Origin of the sequence: Microvirga arsenatis, assembly GCF_009910705.1 — a bacterium.
Classification (GTDB): domain Bacteria; phylum Pseudomonadota; class Alphaproteobacteria; order Rhizobiales; family Beijerinckiaceae; genus Microvirga; species Microvirga arsenatis.
Map to the genome: position 1 here is coordinate 1 of NZ_JAAAXJ010000035.1, position 21,025 is coordinate 21,025.

The 21,025-nt window shown below is 60.3% G+C and carries 15 protein-coding genes and 1 pseudogene; 6 read left to right on the forward strand and 10 right to left on the reverse strand.

The genetic code is table 11. The annotated features are described in order from the left end of the window. Window positions 1-118: 118 nt before the first annotated feature. Window positions 119-1,297 (reverse strand): adenylate/guanylate cyclase domain-containing protein, encoded by a 1,179-nt coding sequence (locus tag GR303_RS23450; RefSeq protein WP_161726798.1) that lies wholly within the window; start codon window positions 1,295-1,297, stop codon window positions 119-121. A gap of 898 nt (window positions 1,298-2,195) precedes the next feature. Here GR303_RS23450 and GR303_RS23455 point away from each other — a divergent pair. Then, entirely contained in the window at window positions 2,196-5,603 is a 3,408-nt protein-coding gene (locus GR303_RS23455; protein WP_161726795.1) for a PAS domain S-box protein, read from the forward strand. Window positions 5,604-5,890: 287 nt separating this feature from the next. Here GR303_RS23455 and GR303_RS25600 read toward each other — a convergent pair. The 3 genes and pseudogenes from GR303_RS25600 to GR303_RS23465 form a co-directional block, all read right to left on the reverse strand. Further along, a pseudogene (locus GR303_RS25600) lies at window positions 5,891-5,995 on the reverse strand (IS6 family transposase); the annotation flags it as partial. Window positions 5,996-6,048: 53 nt separating this feature from the next. Beyond that, window positions 6,049-6,711, reverse strand: coding sequence for a GntR family transcriptional regulator (locus GR303_RS23460; RefSeq protein ID WP_425487141.1), 663 nt, complete (start codon window positions 6,709-6,711; stop codon window positions 6,049-6,051). A gap of 19 nt (window positions 6,712-6,730) precedes the next feature. Continuing rightward, window positions 6,731-7,678, reverse strand: a complete 948-nt coding sequence (locus GR303_RS23465; RefSeq protein WP_161726791.1) for a dihydrodipicolinate synthase family protein — start codon at window positions 7,676-7,678, stop codon at window positions 6,731-6,733. 111 nt (window positions 7,679-7,789) lie between these two features. Between GR303_RS23465 and GR303_RS23470 the strand changes: the two genes are divergently transcribed. The 3 genes from GR303_RS23470 (at window position 7,790) to GR303_RS23480 (ending at window position 10,722) form a co-directional block, all read left to right on the forward strand. Continuing rightward, window positions 7,790-8,791, forward strand: coding sequence for a sialic acid TRAP transporter substrate-binding protein SiaP (locus GR303_RS23470; RefSeq protein WP_161726789.1), 1,002 nt, complete (start codon window positions 7,790-7,792; stop codon window positions 8,789-8,791). A gap of 135 nt (window positions 8,792-8,926) precedes the next feature. After that, the gene (locus tag GR303_RS23475) at window positions 8,927-9,430 is read left to right on the forward strand and encodes a TRAP transporter small permease (RefSeq protein WP_161726787.1); all 504 of its coding nucleotides are present in this window, start codon (window positions 8,927-8,929) and stop codon (window positions 9,428-9,430) included. Next, on the forward strand, window positions 9,427-10,722 hold the full coding sequence (locus GR303_RS23480) for a TRAP transporter large permease (protein WP_161726785.1): 1,296 nt from the start codon (window positions 9,427-9,429) through the stop codon (window positions 10,720-10,722). Before GR303_RS23475 ends, GR303_RS23480 begins: the two co-directional genes overlap by 4 nt. Window positions 10,723-10,904: 182 nt before the next feature. On the opposite strand, the gene GR303_RS23485 is transcribed toward GR303_RS23480, so the two are convergent. The 4 genes from GR303_RS23485 to GR303_RS23500 all read right to left on the reverse strand — a co-directional run bounded on the left by GR303_RS23485 (window position 10,905) and on the right by GR303_RS23500 (window position 15,423). Further along, complete coding sequence (locus tag GR303_RS23485) at window positions 10,905-11,741, reverse strand: amidohydrolase family protein (RefSeq protein ID WP_161726783.1); 837 nt, start codon at window positions 11,739-11,741, stop codon at window positions 10,905-10,907. A 77-nt stretch (window positions 11,742-11,818) separates the two neighbouring features. Continuing rightward, window positions 11,819-12,760 carry an ABC transporter substrate-binding protein gene (locus GR303_RS23490; RefSeq protein WP_161726781.1) on the reverse strand — a complete coding sequence of 314 codons (942 nt, stop codon included), beginning with the start codon at window positions 12,758-12,760 and terminating at the stop codon, window positions 11,819-11,821. Between the two features lie 117 nt (window positions 12,761-12,877). Further along, window positions 12,878-13,834: an ABC transporter permease gene (locus tag GR303_RS23495; protein WP_161726801.1), complete on the reverse strand. Its 957-nt coding sequence runs from the start codon at window positions 13,832-13,834 to the stop codon at window positions 12,878-12,880. Window positions 13,835-13,878: 44 nt separating this feature from the next. Beyond that, complete coding sequence (locus GR303_RS23500) at window positions 13,879-15,423, reverse strand: sugar ABC transporter ATP-binding protein (protein WP_161726779.1); 1,545 nt, start codon at window positions 15,421-15,423, stop codon at window positions 13,879-13,881. A gap of 509 nt (window positions 15,424-15,932) precedes the next feature. Between GR303_RS23500 and GR303_RS23505 the strand changes: the two genes are divergently transcribed. Further along, window positions 15,933-16,910, forward strand: a complete 978-nt coding sequence (locus GR303_RS23505) for an aldo/keto reductase (RefSeq protein ID WP_161726777.1) — start codon at window positions 15,933-15,935, stop codon at window positions 16,908-16,910. 7 nt (window positions 16,911-16,917) lie between these two features. Continuing rightward, entirely contained in the window at window positions 16,918-17,352 is a 435-nt protein-coding gene (locus GR303_RS23510; protein WP_161726775.1) for an RbsD/FucU family protein, read from the forward strand. Between the two features lie 267 nt (window positions 17,353-17,619). On the opposite strand, the gene fhuB is transcribed toward GR303_RS23510, so the two are convergent. Continuing rightward, complete coding sequence (gene fhuB / locus GR303_RS23515; protein WP_343232026.1) at window positions 17,620-19,587, reverse strand: Fe(3+)-hydroxamate ABC transporter permease FhuB; 1,968 nt, start codon at window positions 19,585-19,587, stop codon at window positions 17,620-17,622. Next, a complete protein-coding gene (locus GR303_RS23520) occupies window positions 19,574-20,455 on the reverse strand; it encodes an iron-siderophore ABC transporter substrate-binding protein (RefSeq protein WP_161726773.1) in 882 nt (293 codons plus the stop codon). The genes fhuB and GR303_RS23520 overlap by 14 nt, the downstream gene beginning before the upstream one ends. Between the last annotated feature and the right edge of the window lie 570 nt (window positions 20,456-21,025).

Consider the following 21,025-nt stretch of genomic DNA (forward strand, 5'->3'; position numbering starts at 1 on the left):
CACCCGGCGCATGCCGACGAGCGCCTCATCGCCGAGATCAGGGCCCTGCGGGCCGAGATTGCCGAACTCAAGGGGCACCTGAGCAAGGCAGCCTGAGCGGGAGGGCGGTCAGGCCGAACTAGAGAGCCAGTGTAAAAACCCGCTGTGGTTTCTCGACGTCTCGCAGCTGATGGCGCCCAAGATCGACCAGAGGCTGATCCAGCTCCCGCGCAACGGCGTGCGAGACCAGCACCTGCTGGTCGAGCCGCTTGGCCAGGTCCAGGAGCCTGCTGGCCCGGTTCACCGCCGGGCCGATGACCGTGAAGTCGAGTCGGTGCGGAGCGCCGACATTGCCATAGGCCACCTCCCCGACATGCAGAGCCAGACCGTGGGCGAGCGGCGGACGGCCCGAGGAGCGGCGCAGGACGTTTTCGGCTTCGGCTCTCTGACAGAACGCCTGCGCGGCCGCCAGCGCCTTCCGGCAGGCCGCCGTGCGGTTGTGCTCGCCCGAGGTCGGGAAGATCGCCAGCACGGCATCCCCGATGAACTTGAGCACTTCGCCGCCATGCGCCTCCACCACTTCGCCGATGGTGCCGAACCAGGCGTTCAGGTGCGCCAGCACCTCGGGGATGGGAGCTTGCTCGGACAGGAGGGTGAAGCCCCGCAGGTCGGCGAACCAGATCGCCGCCTCGATCATCTCGACGGCGCCGCGATCCACCCGTCCTTCGATGATGCGCTGTCCGGTGCGGGGACCTACATAGGTGTCGAGCAGATCGACGGCAATGCGGCGCAGGACATGCCGCTCCAGATACGGGCTGAGGAGCCTTGCAGAAAGCGCCAGCGCCTCCAGGGACGCGGTGTCGAAGCCCTGGGCCTGCCGGGTGGCAAAGGAGATCACGGCGGTCCGGGTTTGATCCAGGAAAGACAGGGGATACATGACATAATCCGTCGCTCCGGCCAGGCGCAGCTCCTCGAGGAGCGGCATGTCGGGGCAAGGCGTCTCGAGCAGGCGGCGGAACGGCCGCCCGGTCTCGTCCACGAGCCGGGTGGGACTGTTCAGATACGACTCGGAGGTGGGTGCCGTGGCCCGGTCGGCGGCATGCACCGACAGGTTTTCGTCTGTCCAGACATGCTGCCAGCCGCTCACCTCCGGATGCAGGATCTCCAAGCCCAGCGAGGCGCGCCAGATGGGGACCTCGAACCGGATGATTGCTCGGCAGAAGCCGGTGAACAGCTCCCCGACGGTGTCATGCGGCGCCTCATCGGCCAGCCAGAGCGAGAGATCTTCCATGCGCTTCATCAGTCGTGATCTCGCCATCTTACCGTGGGCATTCCTTGCAAAGCCGTACAAGTCTATGGCCCGGAGTGCAGTTCGGCGAGAACTTGGCCCAGTGGATCGAACGGCCTTCTATTCCACCGAATTTAGTGTCATTCAGCTTTGAACCTAGACCACGTCTCTTGCTCGGCGCAAATCTCTAAGTGGTTTGCGGTCTTTGTTCAGAATGAGACGGTCACGACCGGCGCCGAGTGTGCCCCCTCCATTATCGCTGTTTGCTTCGGATGTTCAGCCGGTTCGCCTTTGCTGACAAGGCTCGACGCTTCTAAGGCCTCTCTGGCGACGCGTTGAGCACAGCCCAGAACATGCTCGCCTGCTGCACCGCGTCGAAGAACTCTTGGAGCCTGATTGGCTTCAGCTCGGGCATAAGATCCGCAGGGGAAGACATGCAAGATCCACGATCTTCGGGTCGTGCCCCCGCTTATCAGCCCCTCCATTGCAAAAACCTGACCAAGCTCTAGATGGGCAGCAGGGAGCTGCCCAAAAGGAAGGCAGCCAGAGAGGGAACGAAGTTACCATGTCTCTTCGATCCCGCTTCGTCTGGCTTGTATTCGCCCTGGCGCTGCCGATTAGCAATCTGCTGCATCTTCTGATCGAGTGGGTGGAGAGCGGAGTACCGCCTGTGACGCCACCCGAACGGCAAGGATTCGGCTCGCGCCTTCTCCAGAGGGGTTTAGCGCTGGAGTCGGAGGCGATCTGAAGCTTACATATGAGCCGAAGGGCGTGCAGTGCGTGATCACCTTCCCGCTGCATGAGCTGGAAACAGGTCCTGCGGCAGACGAAGAGGGGGCGACCAACGTGCTCCCTCTTCGACGGTAGCCACGCGGAACCACGAGATAAGGTTTGGCAAGGATCCCTAGCCTCTTCAGGAGACGAAACAATGCATGGTAGGCCTCAGCCCAATACCCTTGCCTTCCTGGAGGGTGGTGGCGAGATGGGCGCCCGCATGCGGGTGCATGACTGGAGCACATCCCCGCTCGGCCTGCCTGACCTCTGGCCTCAGAGCCTGAGAAGCGTCGTCGGCCTCGTGCTCAACGCCAAGCAGCCGATGTTCGTGGCGTGGGGGCCGGACCTCGCATTCTTCTACAACGACGAGTACATCCCGATCTTCGGCGCCAAGCATCCCCATGCGCTCGGTCGGCCCTTTGCCGAGGTCTGGTCCGACATCTGGGAGCAGATCAGTCCCATTGTCGAACAGACCCTAGGCGGCCAGGCGAGCTGGCACGAGGACCTGCGGATCCCGATGGAGCGTCACGGCTATCCGGAGGAGACCTGGTTCAGTTTCTCCTACAATCCCGTGCGTGACGAGAGCGGCGCCATTGCCGGCATGTTCTGCGTCTGCATGGAGACGACGGATAAGGTTCTGAGCCAACGTGCCCTGCGCCAGAGCGAGGAGCGTGCGACGGGCGTTCTCAATGGCATGGACGAGGCCTTCGTGCTGCTCGACCGAGAGTTCCGCGTCATCCGGATCAACCCGGCAGGGTTGCGGATGGATGCACGGCCCGAGACGGAGATTATCGGGCGTACCCACTGGGAGGTTTGGCCTGGAACGGAGGACACTCCCCTTGGCCGCTTCTATAAGCAGGCCATGGCGGAGCGTGTGCCAATCATGTTCGAGAACAGGTACACGTTCCCTGACGGGCGGGAGGCCTGGACCGAAATCCGGGCCTATCCGGCCCCCGATGGCTTGGCTGTGTTCTACCGGGACATCAGCGAGCGCAAACGCGCCGAGGATTGGCTGCTCGAAGCCGAGGATCATTATCGCCATACGGTCGAGCTGAACCCGCAAGTCACCTGGACGGCCCGCCCTGACGGTCAGCTCGACCGCGTTGCCCAGCGTTGGCAGGACTGGACCGGCACCACAGGGCTGGGAGAGACCTGGGCGCAGGCCATGCACCCTGACGATCTGGAGCCGTCCCTCAAGGTGTGGGCGCATTCTGTGGCGACCGGCGAGCCTTACGACATCGAACACCGCGCTCGCATGCGCTCCGGCGAGTATCGCTGGATGCACTCGCGTGCCTCTCCCCGCCGCGGCCCGGACGGGCAGATCATCAAGTGGTATGGCACGACAGAGGACATCCACGAGCGGCGCGTCAGTCAGGATGCTCTGCAGGAGGAAACCCAGGCTCTGGAGGTCCTGAACACCGCTCTTGCTGCGGTCGCATCCGAGCTCGACCTCGACCGGTTGGTGCAACGGGTGACGGATGCGGGTGTCGAACTCACCGGAGCCCAGTTCGGAGCCTTCTTCTACAACGTGGAGAACGAGGCCGGCGAGAGCTACATGCTCTACACCATCTCCGGTGTTCCGCGGGAGGCCTTCTCCAAGTTCCCGATGCCACGCAACACCAAGGTGTTCGCGCCGACCTTTGCCGGCGAAGGGATCGTGCGCTCGGATGATATCACACAGGACCCGGCTTACGGACACTCGGAGCCACACCGGGGTATGCCGGTAGGCCATTTGCCTGTCCGCAGCTATCTAGCCGTTCCCGTGACATCTCGATCGGGTGAGGTGATCGGCGGCCTGTTCTTCGGTCACGCACAATCTGGCATGTTCCACGAACGCTCGGAGCGGCTCATGGCCGCGCTCGCCGCGGGGGCGGCTGTCTCTATCGACAATGCCCGCCTGTTCCAAAAGGCCCAGCGCGAGATCGAGGAACGCCGCCGGGCCGAGGAGGCCTTGCGACGCCTCAACGAGACCCTGGAGGTCCAGGTTGAGGAACGAACCCGGGAAAGGGACCAGATCTGGCAGCTCAGCACCGATCTGATGGATGTATGCCGGTCTGATGGAACATTGGTCGCCGTCAATCCGGCCTGGACCTCGATGCTCGGTTGGTCAGAGAAGGAACTGCTGGCCAGCAACTTTCTCGGGCTGATCCATCCCGATGATGTCGAGAGCACATTGGCGGAACTCGGGAGGCTTGATCAAGGGGTGCGGACGTTCCGGTTCGAGAACCGTTTCCGGACGAAGGACGGCAGCTATCGCCTGATCTCCTGGACGGCGGTGCCGAAAGAGGGACTGTTCTATGCGATCGGCCGCGACATCACGGCAGAGCGGGAAGCAGCCGAGGCCCTCCGGCAGACGGAAGAGGCTCTGCGTCAGGCGCAGAAGATGGAAGCGGTGGGCCAGCTCACCGGAGGCATTGCCCATGACTTCAACAATCTTCTGACAGGGATTATCGGCTCCCTCGACATGCTGCGCACCCGCATCTCGCAAGGGCGGCTCGATACGGTGAACCGATACATGACGGCTGCCACTACATCTGCCAATCGCGCAGCAGCTCTCACCCACCGCCTGCTGGCTTTTGCTCGCCGGCAGCCGCTCGATCCCAAGCCTGTCCAGGCGAACGGACTGGTTGCATCCTTGGAGGACCTGTTCCGGCGCACCGTGGGCGAGACAGTGATCCTGGAGGTCGTGCTGGCGGGTGGTCTCTGGCCGACCTTATGCGACCCGAACCAGTTGGAGAGCGCGCTTCTCAACCTCGTCATCAATGCCCGAGATGCGATGCCGGACGGCGGCAAGCTCACCATCGAGACCTGCAACGCACATCTCGACGATGCCTATGTGGCCGCTCAGCGGGATGTGAACCCGGGCCAATATGTCTGCATCTGCGTGACGGACACGGGAACAGGCATGTCGCAGGACGTGATCGAAAGAGCGTTCGATCCATTCTTCACCACTAAGCCTATCGGGCAGGGCACCGGGCTTGGGCTATCGATGGTCTACGGGTTTGCCCGGCAGTCGGAGGGGCATGCCAGGATCTACAGCGAGATCGGTCAGGGCACGACCATCAAGATCTATCTGCCGCGTTACCGCGGTGAGACCGAAGCGGAGATCGAGGCGGCGACCCTCGCTGAGGCGCCACTGGCGCAGTCTGGCGAGACGGTGCTGGTCGTTGAGGACGAGCCGGTCGTACGAGGTCTCATCCTTGAGGTGCTGGAGGATCTCGGCTACCGGACCCTGGAGGCGGCAGACGGACCGGAAGGTCTCAAAGTGCTTCAGTCGAAGGCACATATCGACCTTCTGATTACGGATGTGGGCCTGCCAGGTCTGAACGGGCGCCAGCTCGCCGATGCCGCGCGGGAGCGCCGTCCTGATCTCAAAGTCCTGTTCATCACGGGTTATGCTGAAAATGCCACCTTGGCGGCGGGCTTTCTGGAGCCGGGGATGCAGATGATCACGAAGCCTTTTGCTGTGGATGCCCTGGCACAGAAAATCAGGTCGATCCTCACCGGGGCTGACTTTTCGGATGGAAGCACCAGCAGCACGTCGATCACTCGCCAGTCATAGCTGACCAAGTCCTGCGTTCCCCGTGCTGCTCCGAGCCCGTCAACCTATTGATCGGACTGTGACGACGGGGATCCGGCAGGGCATGAAAGGGACCTTTGCGCCTTTGACAACCAATCCGTTCCGATCTCGCCCGCCGAATGTTTCGCTCCTTGGGCAGCAGCACCCAGGTCGTCGAACTGCTGCCCCAACCGGTAGCGACATACGCTCTCTCGGATTTCGGTGAGGCTTCAATACCTCAGAGAGCGAGACGGGTTTGCTCAGCAGGTCTTTTGGACGGGCAGCTCCGCTTCGACCAACCATAGGCTCAAAGGGAATCGGAAGTGTAACCAGATCGCATGGGCGACGATTTAGGGCGGAAACCGATGATGCTTGTAGCTGAGGGTCTTGCTCAAGCTTCGGCACTTAAATCAGAGAACCTGATCAAAAGTGCCGTGACATCGCGCGGTCACCGAAGGCCGAGAGCTCGGTTCCTCGCGCTGTTGATATGGGCCTCCATCGCTGCAACAGCGCGGCGTGGATCGCGCGTTTCCATCGCCTCGATGATAGCCATATGCTCCTGCATCACGGGCGTGACCAGGGCTCCGGATAGAAGTGTTTGCTCCTGTCGGATGAGGCGCACCTTGATGGAGTTGACCCGATAGGCATCGGCAATGATGGCGTTGCCGAGGGATGCGATGATCGTCCAGTGCAGGCTCCAGTCCACCGTTTGGGCTCGGGCTACGAGATCTGCCGTGACGCCTCCGCGTTGATCGGCCAGAATGCTCTCATGCTCATGCCTCAGTTGGGCGAGCGTGGCATCACTTGCTTCTGTGGTAAAGATTGCGACCGCAGCGCTCTCCATGAAGAGCCTGAACTGGAACGCATCCCGAACAAGACTCAAGTCGACATGAGCAACCTGCATGCCCCGCTGTGGGACCGTCTTGATGAGACCTTCCGACTCGAGTCGAGGCACGAGTTCCCGGATGGCTCCAAGCGACAGGCCGGTCAGCTCGACGAGTTGGCGTTGCGAGATGAACTGTCCAGGGCGGATGTCTCTTGCCAGCAGATGGTGCGTGAATCGATCATAGGCTTTCTCTCGAAGCTTGTGACCAGCTCCACCTGAATCAATCTCCTCCATCCTCACCTCGCTAAGCTGCCTTTTCCGCGAAGAGATGGTCATAGAACGAGCCTAGTCGTTCGGCATCCGCAGCCGATATCCGGAGGAGCGGTGACCTGACATTCAGCCAGGCCGCATCTCCTGTTCGGTGTGCGACAAGGGCTTTCACCGCAGGTGTGACCGGATACTTCAGGACCTCGTCGACAAGCCTGTTGATCCGCTCGTCCTCTTGTCCGATCATAGCCAACGGTTGGAGAAAGCCGGGACAAACATTAGCAAGGCCCGAGATGGCCCCTTGCCCGCCTCTTCGGACGCCCTCTGCAAGGTAGCGCTCGTCTCCTATCAGGATCGCGAGATCCCGGTGCCTGTCGAGGAGGCGCTTCGTGTATTCCCAATCGCCCGACGAATCTTTTATGCCCGTTACAATGCCAGGAAACTGCTTCTTGAGGCGGTCGATCAGTTCAACTGAGAGCGAGATCTGCGTGACCGACGGAATGTTGTAGAGGATGACGCCGCGTGCCGCCGATCCCAGCTTTTCCAGAACGGATCCGAACCAGGAGAAGAGCCCCTCATCAGTGACACCCTTGAAGTAGAAGGGTGGGGTCATCAGGAGGCCACGGCAGCCGAAGTCCATCGCCATGCGTCCCTGCAAGACGGCCTCGTGTGCCGAGGATGCAGCAAGGCAATATACGACCTTCTCCCCGGTGATCTCAGCAGCGGCGAGCGCTCCCAAGACCTGCTCTCTACCTGACATTCCGACCGAGGCGCCTTCACCTGTCGTTCCAAATACTGTGACACTGGCGCATCCATTGGAAAGGCACCACTTCGCGTGCTCCGCCAATCGTGAGAGGTCAAGGGCCTCGTTTGTGCGGAAAGGCGTTACCATTGCGGCGGAGAGGCCGAAGTAGTCGGCGGGCACAGTCACATCAAGGATCCCTATCTTGGTCTGGGGAGCAGGTCGTTCTTGGATATCTGACATGTTAGTATGATGTCAGATATTTACAAGTGCGGGATTGCCGGTGCAGGATGTGGAAGCAAGGGTGAGTTCGATAACACCCTGAACCAGCCAACGACCTTTGGGAGGACAACAATGTTCGCTTCGCTCTCACGGCGCCTGTTCATCGGGACAGTCGCGACCGCTGCCATAGCAGCTTCAGTCCCAGCCCACGCCGCTGATCCGGTCAAGCTCCGCATCTCAACGCCTGCCGTGGAGGCCGATTGGCATGCCAAGATGCTCCCGGTGTTCAAACAAGAACTGGAGAAGGCCGCTCCGGGGCAGTTCGATGTAGAGATTCACCTGAACGGCACGTTGTTCAAGCAGGGTACCGAGCCTGCCGCCATGCAGCGCGGCAACCTTGAGATGGCGATGATCTCGGCATTCGACATCTCCAAGCAGGTTCCGGAATGGTCCATCTTCACCGCCGGCTACCTGCTGCGAAATCCCGACCATCAGATGAAGGTGTTCGGGAGCGATGTCGGCCAGGAGATGTATCGCCTCGTCGAAGACAAGATGGGGATCAAAATCCTCGACGTCGGCTACCTCGGAACCCGTCAGTTGAACCTGAGAACGGAAAAAGAGGTCAAAACTCCAGCCGATCTCGCAGGGGTAAAGCTGCGCATGCCTGGGTCAGATACCTGGTTGTTCCTGGGCAAGGCTCTCGGTGCCAACCCGCTGCCGGTTGCATTCGGTGAGATCTATACAGCCCTGCAGACCGGCGCGATCGACGGCCAAGATAATCCGCTCCCCACCGTTCGCGCGGCGAAGTTCTATGAGGTCACTAAGCAGATCGTGCTCACGGATCATCTGGTGGATGCGATCTTTTTGTCGATGGCCGGCTCCACGTGGAAGAAGCTCGACGACAAGCAGAAGGCCGCTGTGGTGAATGCCGCCAAGGCGGCGGTTCGTTTCAACAACGAGAACCGCATCAAGGAAGAGACAGAACTGGCCGACTTCTTCAAAGCGCAGGGCCTGAAGGTCTATAAGCCCGATGTCGAGGCTTTCCGCACACAGGTACAAAAGACATATCTCGAATCCGACCTGTCCAAGGCTTGGCCGAAGGGAATGGTCGATCGGATCAACGCGATCAAGTAAGCGGATCGTCTCGACCTAGGCCAGGATGCTTCGGAGGCCCCAGCTTCCGAAGAAACCGCTCAAAGTCGCTCAACCCTTCCGAGTAGTGCGGCAGCCGAAGGCCCGTCATGCTTCGGCACCATTTCGTGAACTGCCATGCATGCCATCCGCACCCGACTGCGTTACCTGGCCGAACTGGTTGCCGCGATCCTGTTCGTGGCGATGTTCGGGGCGTTTCTTCTCCAGGTCTTCACCCGTTACGTCTTGAATGACCCGGTGGCATGGACGCAGGAATTCGTACTGATCGCCTATATCTGGATTGTGTTCTGGTGCGCGGCGTTCTTGCTGCGGGAGCAGGAGCACATCACGTTCGACATGTTGTTCTTGGCCCTTCCCCCCGCTCGGCGGCGGGTGCTCGCCATCGTTCTGACAGTGCTGACTGGAATTGCATTCATCGCAGCCCTCCCGGCGACGATCGATTATGTGACCTTCATGAAGATCGAGAAGAGCCCTGTCATCGGGCTGCGGTTCGATATCCTCTATTCCATCTTCGTGATCTTCGTAATTGCAGTGGCGCTCGGTGCTCTGCTGCGTGTCTGGCGTCTTCTCAGCCGCTCGTGGCAGGGCGAACTCAGGACGAGCGGAGACTTTGAGCCATGAGCGTTATCTTCATTCTGACGCTCGTGGCCTTCTTCAGCCTAGCCCTTTTGGGGATGCCTGTCGCCTTCGCAATGTTCGTGGCGTCCATCGGCTACCTCGTTGCCTCCGGCCGCGACGTTGGTTTGTTCAGCGAGCAGATTCTCAACGGTCTTTACGATTCGTTTGTGCTGCTGGCGGTGCCGCTCTTCATCCTGGCGGCCAACATCATGAACGCCAGTGGCGTATCCGATCGTCTCTTCATGTTCTGTCAGGCGCTCGTAGGCCGCTTCCGGGGCGGCCTCGCCCAAGTCGACATTTTGGTCAGCATCATCTTCTCAGGGATGTCCGGCTCGGCGATCGCGGACGCGGCGGGGCCTGGCAAGCTCGTGACTCAGATGATGATCAAGCAGGGACGCATTCCGCCAGGATTTGCAGCCTCCGTTGCCGCGTCCTCGGCGACCATCGGCCCCATCATTCCGCCATCGATCCCGATGGTCATCTATGCAGTCGTCTCCGATACCTCAGTCGGATATCTGTTTCTTGGCGGAGTCATTCCTGGATTGATCATGGGCTTGGCCCAGATGGGGCTCGTGGGCTTTGTCGCTCGAAAGAGGAACTTCCCAAGAGGGGAGGGGATACCTCTGAGCGAGATCCCAAGGACGACGTATCGAGCGTTCCCTGCGCTTCTGATGCCGGTGATCCTGCTCTACTGTATCTACGGCGGAGCGACGACGCCGACAGAAGCGGCCGCGATCGCAGCAGCCTATGCACTTGTGCTGGCCGTTCTCTTCTACCGGGAGCTCTCATGGAAGGAGGGCTTCAAGGTCTTGGTGGAGTCGAGCAAGGCGACCAGCGTGGTGGCCCTCCTCATCGCCGGCGCCATGATCTTCAACTATATTGTGGCTTCGGAACGACTCCCCGAGCAGGTAGGCCGTCTCCTCGACGGTCTCGATGTTTCTCCGCTCGTCTTCCTATTGCTCGTCAACCTGCTCTTCTTGGTACTCGGCTGCCTGTTCGACGCTACGACGATGCTGCTCGTCCTTGTGCCGCTGTTCCTGCCGGCGGCGAGGGCGCTCGGCATCGACCTCGTTCATTTCGGCGTTGTCATCGTCGTCAACATCATGATCGGTCTCATCACTCCTCCTTACGGAGTACTGCTGTTCGTCATGAGCGGACTGACAGGAATTGCGCTGCGGGACATCATTCGCGAAATATGGGCGTTCATTGGGATTCTGGTTGCAGCTCTGCTGCTGATGATCTTCGTGCCGGAGGTCGTTCTCTGGCTGCCGCGATATTTCGGCTACAAGGGGTAGGCGCAGGAACAGTCCTTGGATTGAAATGTTGTGCAAGCTTCAATCAAGAGCGCCTTGCTCCTTGATCCAGCCCCACCTGGCTCACCCGTGCTTCCCCGATCAGTGTGCGTGGCAACCCTGACAACCGCGGCAATCGGAAACTGACGTTTTACCCTTCTCTGGTCGTCCTGGCACTCTAGACGTCACGACAGGCCGTAAAAGCGGTGAGCGGTGCCTCCGAAGAGGGCGTTCCTCTGGTTTGCAGGCAGATGGGCGGTAAGCTCCTGCGCCCACTGCCACCACTGAACGTAGCTGCTGCGCAAGGTGCAAACTGGCCAGTCGCTGCCGAACATCAGCCGCTCTGGCCCAAACAGCGCCAGAAGTGCCTGAGCGACGGGTTCGAGGGCCTCCGCCGAGGTTTTCCCTCGGCACTCGGTCACAAGACCTGAGAACTTGCAATGGACGTGGGGGATACTCGCCAGACGCGCAAGATCTTTGTGCCACAGGTCCAGACGCTCGCCGATCGGCGGCTTGGCACCATGGTCGACGACGATTTTCAGGTCCGGGTGCCGGTCGATCAGTCGCGAAAGATTGGCAAGATGTCGCGGGAGAACAAGGGCATCGAAGCATAGGCGGAGTTCGACAAGTGCCCTGTAGACCGGAGTCAGCTCGGCCTTCAGCATCCAGCCATCGTCCGGAATATCCTGCAGCATGGGGCGGATACCCCGAAGCAGCTTGTTGGAGGCTAGGCGTTCCAGATGGCTAACGGCATCGAGTGCCAGCATGTCGATCCAGCCGACAACACCTTTGACCTGGGGTTCGCTCTCTGCGACTGAGAGGAGATAGCGCGTTTCCTCGAGGGTCGGTGCTGCCTGAACCAAGATTGCGTAATCGATCCCCGCTTGCGTCCAGCACGCTCGGGCGTCTTCAATCGTGAAGTCGCGATAGATGGCAGAAAGGTCAGGGGTGAGCCAGCCATAGTCCCCCCGCGACAACTGCCAGACATGCATGTGGGAGTCGATACGTGGAGGATGGCTCATCTTTCGCCTCGGATTGGCGGCAGCGCCACGGCAGGGGAAGGCGGGAGAGGGGTTGATCCCTCTCCCAGAAGCAGCGCTCAATCGTACAGGACGGATGCGATCTTCGGATCTTTCATGTTCGACTTGTCATAATAGAAGAAGCCGGTGTCGATCACCTTCTCAAGCTTCTCGCCCTTGAGGGCCTTCACGGCTGCCTCGACCGTCTTGTAGCCGATGCCAACAGGGTTCTGGGTGATGGCTCCGGCCATGAGGCCATCCTGGATCGCCTGCTTTTGCTGCTTTCCGGAATCGTAGCCGATGATCACGATCTTCCGGTTCATCTCTCGAGCGCCGTTCACCACACCAATGGCCGATCCCTCGTTGGCACCGAAGATACCCTTGAGGCGGGGGTTGGCCTGGAGGATCGACTTCGTGATCTCCGTCGATTTGAGGTGATCGCCGGACCCGTATTGGACGCTCACGATGTTGATCTTGGGGTACTTTTCCTTGATCCGGTTCACGAAGCCATCGCGCCGATCGATGCCCGTGCGGCTGGTCTGATCGTGCACAACGAGAGCGATATCGCCTTCTCCGCCGATGAGCTCCGCCATCTTGTCGGCTGCCAATGCTGCAGCCGCAAGATTGTTCGTGGTCGCCGTCGTTACCGGGATGTCGCTGTCGACGCCGGAGTCGAAGGCCACGACCGGGATCTTGGCGGATTGTGCTTTGCGCAGGAGCGGGATCGCCGCCTGGCTGTCCAGGGCCGCAAAGCCGATCGCCTTCGGGTTCTTGGCGAGTGCGGCCGAGAGCATGTCGATCTGCTTGTCGACCATGGTCTCGCTATCCGGTCCTTCGAAAGTGATGCGCACGTTATGCTCTTTGGCAGCCTGCTCGGCCCCGGCCTTGACGGCCTGCCAGAACTGATGCTGAAAGCCCTTTGAGATGAGAGGGATATAGATCTCCTGGGCCGCTAAGGGACCCGAATAGCCGATGAGCGCTCCAATGCCGATGGCACCGATCAGATTGCGTCTACTCCACATCTGTTCCTCCTGAATATCGTTCGTTGCGGACCCCGACTGCCCGGAGCTCGGGATTGTAGGGGATGGGTGGGCTGCTGCGGTTTCGTCTGCTCCTTCTTGATCGAGAGTTGAAAGCCCTTAGCTCTTGCGGCGCAAGATATCGGCGTACACGGCGAGAATGATGATGATCCCGGTCACGACGGTCTGCCACTCCTGGGCGACCGAGAGAATTCGCAGGCCGTTCGTGAGCACGCTGATAATCAAAGCGCCGATGATCGTGCCGAGAATGGTGCCGCGGCCTCCGCTCAAGGAAGTCCCGCCGATGACCACGGCGGCAATGGCATCAAGTTCATATCCTTGCCCGAGGGCAGGCTGAGCGGAGTTGAGCCGCGAGGCGATGATGAGGCCGGCTATGCCGCAGATCGCTCCCGAAACGGTGTAGACGATGATCTTCCAGAAGTCGGTATTCACGCCTGAGAGGCGCACCGCTTCCTCGTTCGAGCCAAGAGCGAAGGTATAGCGGCCGAAGGCCGTGCGCGTGAGAACGAGGCTGGAGACGATCGCAACCACGAACAGGATCAGGACGCCGTTAGGAATCGGCAGGAAGGGCAGGACTGCGCCGATCAGGGATTCCTGGGAGATCATCGAGAAGTTCGGCGTATCATTGAAGTAGATCGGCCTGGTTCCCGAGATGACGAGGGCAAGACCCTTCAGCAGCATCATCATGCCGAGGGTTGCGATGAATGGTGGGATCTTCATCTTGGCGATAAGGGTTCCGGAAACCGAACCGCAGAGGGCGCCTGCGGCAATGGCTGCCAGGATGCCCACGGGCATGGGGAGCCCCCAATAGGTCAGGAACACGCCTGCAACGACCGCGCAGAACGTCATCAAGGTGCCAACGGACAGGTCGATGCCACCTGTGATGATGACGAAGGTCGCGGCGACAGCCAGAACTCCATTCACGGCTGTTGCCTGCAGAATGCCGATCAGGTTGTCGCTTTGCAGGAAATTCTCCGAGGCGATGCTGAAGACAGCCATCAGAGCAATCAGGCTTGCAAAGGCCAGAATCTTCTGCCAGGCACCCTGACTGAGCATGGCGGATCTGACGACGGACTGCGTGTCCTTTTCTACAATGGTAGTCACGTGCTTGGTCCCCCAATCGCCGCAATCGAGCTGTCCGCCGTCAGGCTATGCCGTTGTGTTGCCAGGCGCATGATGTTCTCCTGGGTCGCTCCCTCGGCTGGAAGCTCGCCTGTGAGCCGCCCTTCGCACATCACGGCAATCCGGTGACTCATGCGCAGGATTTCGGGCAGTTCGGATGAGATCATCACGATGGCCCGTCCTTGGGCAGCAAGGGCGTTCAGGAGCTTGTAAATTTCGTTCTTTGCCCCAACATCGATGCCGCGGGTCGGTTCGTCGAAGAACAGGATTTCGCAATCCCGGGCGAGCCATTTCGCGATCACGATCTTCTGCTGATTACCGCCTGACAGGAAACGCACCTCCTGAGCATCAGAAGGTGTCTTGATCCGAAGCTGCTTGATGTATGAGCGCGCCGTCTCGCGGATCGCGCGTGTCTTGAGGATCATGTTCAGGGAGAGGAACTTGCTTAGGCAGGGCATGACGATGTTCGCGGCCACGTCCATGCCGGTCGCCAGTCCAAAACGCTTCCGGTCTTCAGACAGATAGCCGATGCCAAGCCGCACGGCGTCTCTGGGGGAGCGGATCGTCGCCCGCTGGCCTCTGACGATGATGTCCCCGCCGTCAAGCGGATCGGCCCCGAAGATCGCCCTAGCAACTTCCGTACGACCGGCTCCCATCAAGCCTGCAAAGCCGAGAATCTCGCCCCTCCGCAGTTTGAAGCTGACGTCTTGGATGGCGTTGCCTCGCCGCAGATTGCGCACTTCAAGCACCACGTCATGGCTCGACAGGTCGGGAACATCGGTCTTTGTCTCGGTCAGGCTGCGTCCGACCATCATCGATATGATCGTGTCGACGCTCGTGGAAGCGGTCGGCACCGTTCCGACATATTCGCCATCGCGCATGACGGTGACCCGATCCGAGATTTCCTTCAGCTCATCCATCTTGTGGGAGATGTAGACGATGCCGACACCTTCGGCTTTGAGCTGGCGGATGATCCCGAACAGCTCTGCAATCTCCGCTTTGTTCAGGGCAGCCGTGGGCTCATCCATGATCAAGACTTTCGACCTGAAGGATAGAGCCTTGGCGATTTCGACCATCTGCTGCATGGCGACCGTGAGTTCGCCAACCTCGGCGCGAGGATCGAGCGCCAGATGCATGCGCGCGAATATTTCAGCGGCTGACCGGTTCAGGGCTCCCTCGTCAAGCAGGAGGCCCATCGCCCGCTTGGGCTCACGGCCGATGAAGATATTCTGTGCGGCGGTGAGGTCATTCATCAGGTTCAACTCCTGATGAATGATGCTGATTCCAAGGTCCTGCGCAGCCCGCGGCGACGGAATATCGACGGGCTTGCCGTCCATGAGAATGTCGCCTGAGTCCTTCTCGTAAATGCCGGCAAGCACCTTCATCAAGGTCGACTTGCCGGCACCGTTCTCTCCCATGAGGGCGTGGACCTCGCCCGGGAGCAGTTCAAAACGAGCCTTCTTGAGAGCTTTCACGCCGGGGAATGACTTGTCGAGATCCCTGATCGTGACAAGCGGCGTCATGCGCAACGTTCCGTCTGTCCTGGCGCCATCAAAAGGATTAGCTGCCAAGAGATCGAGCAATGAGCTGACACGGTGTCTGGATGAGCAAGGCCCATGAGACTGAAAGCCTCTGTGCGCAGCGATGCGACGGCAGTTGGGCAACTTGAGCGCCAAATCGTTGCGGACGCCAACAGGATCTCGTCCTGTATTTGCATCTGCTCCTCCCGACCGCCCCCTGTGACGGTCCGCACCCTGGAGCTATTCTCCGCAGCTCCTTCGGGTTTCGGATTGGATCGAAAGCTCGAAGGCTTTTCTTGCGAGGATGATATTCATGAACACCAGAGGCAAGCAACTGGAAATGTGGCCGGGAGAAGCCGGCCGGATGCTGCATGTAATAGAGTTTCTATCCTGCGGAGGCATCGCTCCAGACGCTTCATCGCTTGCCTGCCAGGAATCGGCACCATAGGCTTGAACCTATTCCTCGTCGGACCCGGATCGAAACTGTCTAGAGATATGAACGGAGTGATCAGATGCCCTGCGACCCGATTGAGAGAACCCTGCTCGGCCGCACGGATCTGTCGGTATCAAGGATTTGCTTTGGCACCTCCTCTCTGGGGGATATGCCCGGAACCTACGGCTATGACGTCAGTGAGGACAGAGCCCGGGAAACGGTGCGGGCCATCTTCTCGGGTCCTGTGAACTTTCTCGATACGTCCCGCATCTACGGTTTCGGTCGCAGCGAGGAACGGATCGGTGATGTCATCCGTGAGCGCGGGGGATTGCCGCAAGGATTTGTCCTTTCTACCAAGCTGGATCGCGACCCGGAAACAAACCGCTTCGACGCCTCTCAGGCTCGGCGATCTTTGGAGGAAAGCCTCAAGGCACTTGGCCTCGACCGCATCGATCTCCTTCATCTTCATGATCCGGAGCATGCCGACTCGCTGGAGGTCGCCACAGGCGCTCAGGGAGCTCTCCCGGAATTGTTCAAGATGAAGGAGGAAGGTTTGGTCAAAGCGGTCGGCCTCGCCGCAGGTCCGGTCGACGTCATGATGCCGCTTCTGCGCGACTGGGACTTCGACGCGATGATCACCCATAACCGGTTTACATTGGCCAACCGCAATGCGGACGTCATGATCAGCTTCGCGCATTCGAAGGGCATTGCCGTTCTCAACGCGGCCCCCTACGCGGGAGGTGTCCTGGCGAAGGGCTCCGACTCCTATCGACGCTACGTTTATCAGGAGGCCTCAGAGGAAGTGCTCGATCCGATCCGCCGGATCGAAACCATCTGCGCCAAGCATGGTGTTCCCCCTGGCGCCGTCGCCCTGCAGTTCTCGATGCGCGACGAGCGGATCACCTCGACGATCTGCGGCGTCAGCAAACCGGAGCGAGTCGCTCAGACGCTCGAGTGGGCACGCTGTCCTGTTCCGCAGGCTGTCTGGGATGAACTAGCATCTCTGGCCTACTCGACCGATGATCCAGAGGCGAGCCGCCAGTACAATCCAGGGTAAGTCTGCCATGCTCAAGAGCATTGACCCTCTCCTGTCTCCGGATCTGCTGATGGTGCTGCGCTCGATGGGGCATGGCGATGAAATCGCCATTGTCGACGGCAACTTCCCAGCAGCTGCCATGGCTCGGCGCCTCGTTCGACTCGATGGCCTGACCGCAACCGCCGTGACCAACGCGATCCTGTCGGTGATGCCCCTCGACGATTTCGTGCCGGAGGCCGCCTGGCGCATGGAGGTCGTGGGCGATCCCGGGGCGGAACAGCCGATCTTCGATGAGTTCCGCGCCATCATCGCGCGTCATGAAGGCTTGAATTTCCGTCTTGGGTCTCTTGAGCGTTTTGCCTTCTACGAGCGAGCCAGTGCCGCCTATGCCATCGTTTCAACGGGCGAGACTAGGCTCTATGGCAACATAATCCTGAAGAAAGGTGTTGTCCGAAACGAATGATAACGGCCGTGGGGCCGCTACTTGATTGTCGCTGGCCTGCAAGATCCTCGGTGACGCTCACCTTGATATAGGCCAGATAAGCTGGGTCGCAGCCCCCCGCACGCAGGTCAAACCGGGCTGAGTGGCCACCTCGGTTCACTGTCCCGAACTCGGCAAGAGTGCTGCACAGCGTTTCCATAGCCTGTGGTGCGCCGGGACGAGCAATAGGGGCTTCAGCGCAAGGAACAGCCGTGGTCCTGGTCTCGTCCTCAGCCTGGCGTGGCGGTGCTAGGCTCTGCGGTGCAGGAGCCAGACGAAGTAGGGCCCGCCAACCAGAGCGGCAAAAAGCCCAAGGGGAAGTTGGTATGGGAAAGCGACAACCCGGCAGAGCCAGTCGGATCCTGTCATCAGTCCGGCTCCGATCAGGATTGCCGCAGCCAGCTGGTGGTGAGCCCGGCTGAAGCCGAGCAGGCGAGCCATGTGAGGAGCAATAAGGCCGATGAAGCTCAAGGGGCCGACGACGAGCGATGCCGCGGCTGTGAGCCCTGCGGCGATCAGAATGAGCACGGCACGGCTCGAGCGAAGCGGCATCCCTAGCGATCGAGCCGAGACGGCTCCGAGCGGAAGAATGTCGAGCCATCGGATCGTCAACGGCACGAGTGGCAGCAGCACCAAAGCCACCGTGAGGGCCATCAATGCTTCCGGCCATCCGACCTCATTGGTAGAGCCACTGATCCAGGCCAGAAGCTGGAAGGCCCGGATGTCGCCGGTTATCATGACGGCGTTGACGATCGCGTTGCAGAGTGCTCCTGCAGCAAGACCGCCCAGCAGGAGGCGATCGGTGTTCTCGGCCTGTCGTCCGGCGATCGCAAGCAGGCCGGTCATGACGATCAACACACCGATCGCGGCGCCTGCGAACCTTGTGCTCATGGTGTGATCGGACAGGGTGAAAAGAACAGCCGCAAGCCCGACACCGGCTCCCGCGCTGACGCCCAGCACTTCCGGACCCGCCATCGGGTTACCGGTCATCCGCTGAAGGATCGTGCCCGCGGCCGCCAGCATGCCTCCTGCTGCAAAGGCTGCCACGATCCGGGGAGCCCGAAACGGCAGAAGATCGACGAAAAGGGAGCCAACTGCAAAATTCCAGCCTTCGGGCCCGCGTCCGATAAAGAGAGCGAGAGTCACCAGGCTCGCGGCGACAAGCGCTATCGCCGCGAGCCCCCTGAGTGGGCGATTCAGCCTTCGCGGGGAGGCGGGAATTGAGGCAGTCGGCGGACGGGTGCTGAGCCGAAGACGCCGCAGGAGGTAAAGCAGCACCGGACCTCCCAGCAGGCCTGTCGCGGCACCGGTCGGCACCATTTCGGCGGAGCCGCCCGCAAGGAGCTGAACGATGCCGTCTGCGAGCCAGAGGATCGCGGCACCGATCAGCGGTGCCACCAGGATGATGCCTCTTTGGGTCCGCACGCCGCAGATCCGGGCGAGGGCTGGTGCGGCCAGACCGATGAAGCCGACGACGCCGACATAGGACGTCACGGTTGCGGCAAGCCATACCGCGATGCCGAGGATCGTCAGGCGGATTGGAAGGAGGGAGACGCCGAGGCTGCGCACACTCCCCTCATCCAACCCGATGATGCCGAGGGGACGTAGAAGGAGCATGGAGGCCGCAATCGACACTGCCAAAGCTGTAGCCAACGCTTGGCTCGGCTCCCAGCCCTGCTGGGCGAGCGATCCGCTGCCCCAGATCAGCAGGGACATCATATACTCGCCGTTGGCCAGGACTAGGGTGGAGCTCAAAGCCACCGCGATCAGAGAGATCACCATGCCCCCAAGAACGACGGTCATGGGCTCGAGATCGTGTTTCCAGGAGATGAACATCAGGAGTGCCATCACGGTGACACCGCCACTCAAGGCGATGGTCTCACGGGCTGTCTCCATGAGTGACGGTGCAAAGAGTGTGGCGACCGCCATAGCAAGCTGCGCACCCGCCGAGATGCCAAGCGTTGAAGGATCTGCAATGGGATTGCGCAGCACCTGCTGCAGCAGAGCTCCTGACAAGCCGAGTGCTGCGCCGGAAAGAAGCGCGACTACAGCACGAGGGAGAACGCTATTGAACAGGATGATGCGATTCAGATCGGAAGCATCGGCGAGTGGCAGCAAGCGTACGATCTGGTAGCAGCACAACCCCGCTGAAGCCGAGGCTGCGACGATCAAGAGCGTCTGAAAGGGAAAAGGTGCATGTGCTCTAACCATGCGCATGCACCCTGGATGCAAGGAGAGCTTCGGTCAGAAGACGCGTGAAGCGCCGCGCAGCTGGAAGGGCTCCAAAGGGATTGATGGGCTTGAGGATCGTCACGCGGTTACCCCGGACGGCCGGCAGAGCATTCCAGAGCGTGCTCCGGGTCAGGGTGGCTTGAGCATCCGGAGGAATGGGGGAAATCACGATGATCGTCGCGTCCGGCACATCCGCGAGGGTTTCGAGCGGAATGGGCGCGGCAGCCGCATAACTGGTGGGGCGCGTCCATGCATTCTCAAGGCCGAGACGCTGAAGCACGTCACCGAACATGCTGTCCGATCCGAAAACCCGGAAGTGCCGAGCGTCGCCCAGGTTGATCAGAAAGAAAGGTCCTGCCACCTTGCCAGCCAGTTGGCGCCGGGCTTGTTCGATGTCCTGGGAGGCTGCATCGATATAGGCTCGGGCCTGCCTCGTGCGACCAAGCCGATCGCCCAAGGCGATGGTCACCTGTTCGGCGGGCGCATAGGGCAGGCGGCCTGGCTCGTAAATCGAATGGGAAACGACTGGTGCAATGCGGCTGAGGTTGCGCTCTGCCCATGCGAACCACGGCGAACTCACGATCAGATCTGGCTGCGATAGGCGCAGCATCTCGTAATTCGGAGAGCCGCGAAGGCCAAGATCCGCGACCTGCTGTGGGATCGGCGGCTCATGAGCGATTTTCCGGAATTGGATGAGTTCGGGTGCGGCGACCGGGACAACATCGATGGCGACCAAGGTTTCGAGCATCGCCCAATCGACAACAGCAACACGACCGGGAGTTGATGCGCGAGCCATGTTCAAGAACGGCATGCCCAGCGCTGCTCCGAGGAAGCTGCGTCGGTTCCAGGTCATTGGGTGATCGATGGGCGCTGTTCGCATCGGGCTTGTCTCAAGGATCGAGGGCTCGCGAAAGCTTCTAGATGGACACTCAATTCTTTTCGTCCGAATCATCGATACTATCGACACTGCAGTGTCTGGTCGGGGCTATCGCTCTTGCACTAAGTGGTACCGTTCAGTGAGAGCCCGTCGTTCCTGCACGGCTTGTTGGACCGCAAACCACGGTCCGTCAAGCGCATACCCTAAATAAATGGCCATGACTTCATGCACTTAGAACTGCTCAAAAGAGGCTTCAGAAACGCGCGGTGCGCCGCGATATGGATTCCCCAGCAGCTATCCAATCGCGATCTATGTGATTGAGCCGACACGCTGCGTCTTCCAAATTATAATCGTTTTAATAAGTAAATTATATTAATTCTAATGAATTTCTCACGGGTCCGTTGATACATCCATAGTTTATACCCCGTCTTAGAGAGAGCGACTCGTCGCAGCCTCAAAGTGCCTGAGATGTGATTCAACATGGCAAGCGAGGAGGTTTGCCATGTCCATTCCCGTCGCCCTCCGGCCTGATTACGATGCCGTTCG

Excerpts from the sequence above, each read along its gene's own strand:
- GR303_RS23505 (WP_161726777.1), top strand. The coding sequence starts at position 15,933 with ATGCCCTGCGACCCGATTGAGAGAACCCTGCTCGGCCGCACGGATCTG.
- GR303_RS23485 (WP_161726783.1), bottom strand. The coding sequence starts at position 11,741 with ATGAGCCATCCTCCACGTATCGACTCCCACATGCATGTCTGGCAGTTG.
- GR303_RS23495 (WP_161726801.1), bottom strand. The coding sequence starts at position 13,834 with ATGCTCAGTCAGGGTGCCTGGCAGAAGATTCTGGCCTTTGCAAGCCTG.
- GR303_RS23455 (WP_161726795.1), top strand. The coding sequence starts at position 2,196 with ATGCATGGTAGGCCTCAGCCCAATACCCTTGCCTTCCTGGAGGGTGGT.
- GR303_RS23465 (WP_161726791.1), bottom strand. The coding sequence starts at position 7,678 with ATGTCAGATATCCAAGAACGACCTGCTCCCCAGACCAAGATAGGGATC.
- GR303_RS23480 (WP_161726785.1), top strand. The coding sequence starts at position 9,427 with ATGAGCGTTATCTTCATTCTGACGCTCGTGGCCTTCTTCAGCCTAGCC.
- GR303_RS23470 (WP_161726789.1), top strand. The coding sequence starts at position 7,790 with ATGTTCGCTTCGCTCTCACGGCGCCTGTTCATCGGGACAGTCGCGACC.
- GR303_RS23475 (WP_161726787.1), top strand. The coding sequence starts at position 8,927 with ATGCATGCCATCCGCACCCGACTGCGTTACCTGGCCGAACTGGTTGCC.
- GR303_RS23510 (WP_161726775.1), top strand. The coding sequence starts at position 16,918 with ATGCTCAAGAGCATTGACCCTCTCCTGTCTCCGGATCTGCTGATGGTG.
- GR303_RS23450 (WP_161726798.1), bottom strand. The coding sequence starts at position 1,297 with ATGGCGAGATCACGACTGATGAAGCGCATGGAAGATCTCTCGCTCTGG.
- GR303_RS23500 (WP_161726779.1), bottom strand. The coding sequence starts at position 15,423 with ATGACGCCGCTTGTCACGATCAGGGATCTCGACAAGTCATTCCCCGGC.
- GR303_RS23490 (WP_161726781.1), bottom strand. The coding sequence starts at position 12,760 with ATGTGGAGTAGACGCAATCTGATCGGTGCCATCGGCATTGGAGCGCTC.
- GR303_RS23520 (WP_161726773.1), bottom strand. The coding sequence starts at position 20,455 with ATGACCTGGAACCGACGCAGCTTCCTCGGAGCAGCGCTGGGCATGCCG.
- fhuB (WP_343232026.1), bottom strand. The coding sequence starts at position 19,587 with ATGCGCATGGTTAGAGCACATGCACCTTTTCCCTTTCAGACGCTCTTG.